We start from the raw sequence: 3286 nt of genomic DNA, 5'->3' as shown, positions 1-3286 counted from the left end.
GGAGCGCTTTCGTCGTGTCGTTCGAAATGATTCCGGTATACCCCCGTGGCGACGACGACCAGCAGAAGGAGGGCGATCACGATAACGCGATTGAGGCGCTTCTGCTGCTTTTGCGTTTTGTTGATCTCGTCGGATGTCATTGATCGAATTTTTCCTGATATCTAACCGCGCTGATCAATGGCGCCCGCCATGATCGGATCGGTTCCGGCCTTGCTCGGATTCTGTGGGGCGACTACCACGATGCTTACTCGTCGATTCATGATGAGGCCCTTCGCCGTATCGTTGGGTGCTACCGGATGATACTTGCCGTAGCCTGCGGCGACCAGATTCTGCGGATTCACGCCATGCTGGATGAAGAGCTCCACTACGGAAACTGCACGTGCGGCGGACAGTGCCCAGTTGGATGCAAATTGGGCGGTGCGAATGGGTAGATCGTTGGTAAAACCGTTTACCTGGACCTGGTAAGGCACCTGACGCAAGACCTGTGCAATAGCCCCCAGAGTGGCGGTGGCATTCGGGCTGAGCCGCGTCTGTGCCGAGTGAAACAGGATTTTGGCGTTCAGATCGATGACGACGCCCAGGTTGCTCCGATGAATGGCGACGCTACCCTGCGCGATCAAAGGTTTAAGCAGTGTCTCCATTTGTTTTTCAATTTGCCGCATGGCGGTGGCGGGATGCGGCGGTGTTTGTGGGTCGTTCCTAGCCTGGGGTGAAACCTGGCCTTTTTGCACATGAGGAACGGGCGCCATATCGGCGATTTTAGGCAGGGCGGGCAGTTCTACAGGCGTCTGGCTGAGGGACAGCCCCGCGTCAGAGCGGATGGGTACCGGTGACCAGGGTTGTCCACTGAAGGCGGATACCAAAGTTTTCGACAGGACTCTGTATTTGCCTTCGTTCACCGAAGAAATGGCATACATCACCACAAAAAAGGCGAAGAGCAGAGTAATGAAGTCGGCATAAGACACCAGCCAACGTTCATGATTTTCCCATTCCTCTTCTTTCTTACGGCGCGCCATGGCGAACTCCTGTTACTAACCCGCTCTGGGAAATAGACGATTTTTCCGATCCTGCCGCGACTCCTTTGGCAAAGCGAAAACCGTGCCGCGAAAAAGCCCCCAGCGGTACGGCATGAATCATGCTGTTGAGACGTTATCCGTAGAAATGGACCGTTACGATCGCCCGGATCTGACGGTCTTCCGTCAGGATCGTCAAAAACTTGACGACTAAAATTGCAAAACGCGAGGACACGATGTTTTCAAGCCAAAGCTTCCTGGATCAACTGTTCACTGAAAAAAATCGGCAAACGGGGAAAGGACAGATAGGGCGAGCCCTTGCCGAACTGATCGCGAGTGGTGAAGCGCTGGCGGTGATGGTTGGGCGTAGTGGCGGCGTTTTGGCCCAGGCCACGCTCCTTCATGCTGAAACAGACACCGCGACCCTGATCCTCGATGAACTGATGCCGGAGGCAGAAAATACCCGCTTGCGGCGCGGCGAGGATTTGCTCCTATGGAGCACGTCGATGTTACCCTTGGGGTTTCAGAGCACGGTGGTCGAGAGGCTGCTGTGGCAGCGTTATGGGGCTGTGCGCATCCAATGGCCGGATGCGCTTTACCATCTGCAGCGCCGTGCCACTCTGCGCGCGGTGCCCGCTGAGGCGGGTGGGTTGGCGCTGTCACTTCAGCGCCACGGTGCGCGCAGTTGCGACGGGCTCTGTGTGGATCTGGGTGCCGGTGGCATGCGCGCAAGAATTCATGCGCCCAGTGACTATCCGATGACTGCCGGCGAGATGCTGGCAAGCGTGCAATTCAGCTTTCAGGGCAAGGTGTACCGGGTGGGGGCGCAGGTTCGTTATGTGGAACCAGTAGGTCATCCCCGTGGTACCGCCTCACAAGACATTGGCTTGAGCTTCGTGCAAGCCCCCGGCGCCTTGCAGGAGCAGATTATCCAATATGCCTTGCGCTGCGACCGCGAGCATTTACGCAGCGCCAATCGCTAAGGGGCTGGCAGTAGCATCCCGGCGGGCGAGTCCGAGTTGGATGATTGGTACACCGAGGGTTGCCGGAGGCGTCTGGGCTTCGGAAATGTTTGCCAGGCTGGGTTCGGCATGCTCGACAATCCACTGACCGAATTGGCGGGTGTGGGGTAAGAAATACAGTGGAGCCAAGGCATTGGCCTGTAAAGAATCATTGGTTTTTTGTGGCAGGATGACCATGACCATGCTGATTCCGTCCGTTTCTTGCGCCGCAAACTGTGGGCGTTGCGGATAGTGCAGGCCGAAATGTTCCGGCGCAACCAGCAGAAAGGCGATCAGCGGCTCATCCAGAGATTGCAGCCAGACGAAGGGGCCTTGTTCCTGAACATGGAGGAGCGTAAACCGCTGCAACTCCGCAAAGCCCGGCAGGGGGGCGACACAATGCCATACCTGCGCATCAGAGATAGGTAGGAGACCAAAGCGGGTGGAGTAGTCGGTCATTTTTATTCTTCCTGAATGCTGGCCGCGTCCTGGGTAGACGGGCGATGAGACTGTAACCACTGGTCGAATTGGGCAGGGGCTACGGCTTGGGCAGACTGGTTGGCCTGCCGAACGGATTCCAGTAATTCTTCACGGAGGATGATCACGTCGTGGGCACTCTCTATCCCCAGCCGCACCTGACCGTCTTCAATACGGGTGACAACGATACGGATATCGTCCCCGATACAGATGGCCTGGCCGCGGCGCCGGGTGAGCACGAGCATCTCAGGCGCTGCCGATCAGGTGCCGCTGGGTAGTGTTCTGAGTGGTCCCGCCATCGGTGTAGAGTGGATCATTGGTCCCAAAGAGGATTTGCCAGGCGCCTTGGTTAAAACGCTCCAGGGCGCCGATGATCTGCCCATTCCGCTGGTTGTGCTGAACGATCTTCTCCAGCAGTGTTCGGCGTTGCGCTTGCAGATCCATGCGGGTGACGGTAGATGGCTGCGTGCAGCGCTGGGATTCGAGCGCGCTGATGGTCTGGTAGAGCCGCTCTTTTTCCGCAGCAATGGGTTCCAGTTCTGTCATGATCCCAGACTGCAGACAACGCTCTTCCTGATGCAGCAACTGGAGCAAGGCCTCCAGCACGCCGATTTGGAGTTGCAGTGCCGTGTCCGTCTGGCTATCCATTCATCAGGCCTTGTTGTTGGTGGCCAAGGGCAGGAACTGCTGTGCGTCCTGGGTGAGCCCCTGTCCGATGCGTTGCGGCGAGATCTGATACGTGCCGTTGGCGATGGCTGATTTGATGCCCTGCACGTGCCCGGCGTTTGCGGGTGC

General features: G+C 57.5%; 6 protein-coding genes. 1 reads left to right on the top strand and 5 read right to left on the bottom strand.

What is annotated here, in order from left to right; all coding sequences use genetic code 11:
* Window positions 1–161: 161 nt before the first annotated feature.
* Window positions 162–1016, bottom strand: coding sequence for a flagellar motor protein MotD (gene motD / locus AC2VNK_RS08040; RefSeq protein ID WP_291523385.1), 855 nt, complete (start codon window positions 1014–1016; stop codon window positions 162–164).
* Window positions 1017–1249: 233 nt separating this feature from the next.
* On the opposite strand from motD, the gene AC2VNK_RS08035 reads away from it, so the two are divergent.
* Window positions 1250–1996, top strand: coding sequence for a flagellar brake protein (locus AC2VNK_RS08035; RefSeq protein ID WP_486883412.1), 747 nt, complete (start codon window positions 1250–1252; stop codon window positions 1994–1996).
* On the opposite strand, the gene fliW is transcribed toward AC2VNK_RS08035, so the two are convergent.
* From fliW to AC2VNK_RS08015, 4 genes are read right to left on the bottom strand one after another with little or no spacing between them, the layout of a single operon-like run.
* Entirely contained in the window at window positions 1976–2473 is a 498-nt protein-coding gene (gene fliW / locus AC2VNK_RS08030; protein WP_291523381.1) for a flagellar assembly protein FliW, read from the bottom strand. The genes AC2VNK_RS08035 and fliW overlap by 21 nt on opposite strands.
* 2 nt (window positions 2474–2475) lie before the next feature.
* Window positions 2476–2736 (bottom strand): carbon storage regulator, encoded by a 261-nt coding sequence (locus AC2VNK_RS08025; protein WP_215876214.1) that lies wholly within the window; start codon window positions 2734–2736, stop codon window positions 2476–2478.
* A 1-nt stretch (window position 2737) separates the two neighbouring features.
* Window positions 2738–3139, bottom strand: coding sequence for a flagellar export chaperone FlgN (gene flgN / locus AC2VNK_RS08020; protein WP_486883411.1), 402 nt, complete (start codon window positions 3137–3139; stop codon window positions 2738–2740).
* 3 nt (window positions 3140–3142) lie between these two features.
* Entirely contained in the window at window positions 3143–3265 is a 123-nt protein-coding gene (locus tag AC2VNK_RS08015; RefSeq protein ID WP_486883413.1) for a hypothetical protein, read from the bottom strand.
* Window positions 3266–3286: the final 21 nt, after the last annotated feature.

Source organism: Acidithiobacillus sp. TH-A35 (genome assembly GCF_057473505.1).
Note: the sequence above shows the minus strand (reverse complement) of the source record. Positions and strands in the feature narration are given on the sequence as shown.

Coding starts and splice junctions, on each gene's coding strand:
- flgN (WP_486883411.1), bottom strand. CDS start 3,139: ATGGATAGCCAGACGGACACGGCACTGCAACTCCAAATCGGCGTGCTG.
- AC2VNK_RS08025 (WP_215876214.1), bottom strand. CDS start 2,736: ATGCTCGTGCTCACCCGGCGCCGCGGCCAGGCCATCTGTATCGGGGAC.
- AC2VNK_RS08035 (WP_486883412.1), top strand. CDS start 1,250: ATGTTTTCAAGCCAAAGCTTCCTGGATCAACTGTTCACTGAAAAAAAT.
- fliW (WP_291523381.1), bottom strand. CDS start 2,473: ATGACCGACTACTCCACCCGCTTTGGTCTCCTACCTATCTCTGATGCG.
- motD (WP_291523385.1), bottom strand. CDS start 1,016: ATGGCGCGCCGTAAGAAAGAAGAGGAATGGGAAAATCATGAACGTTGG.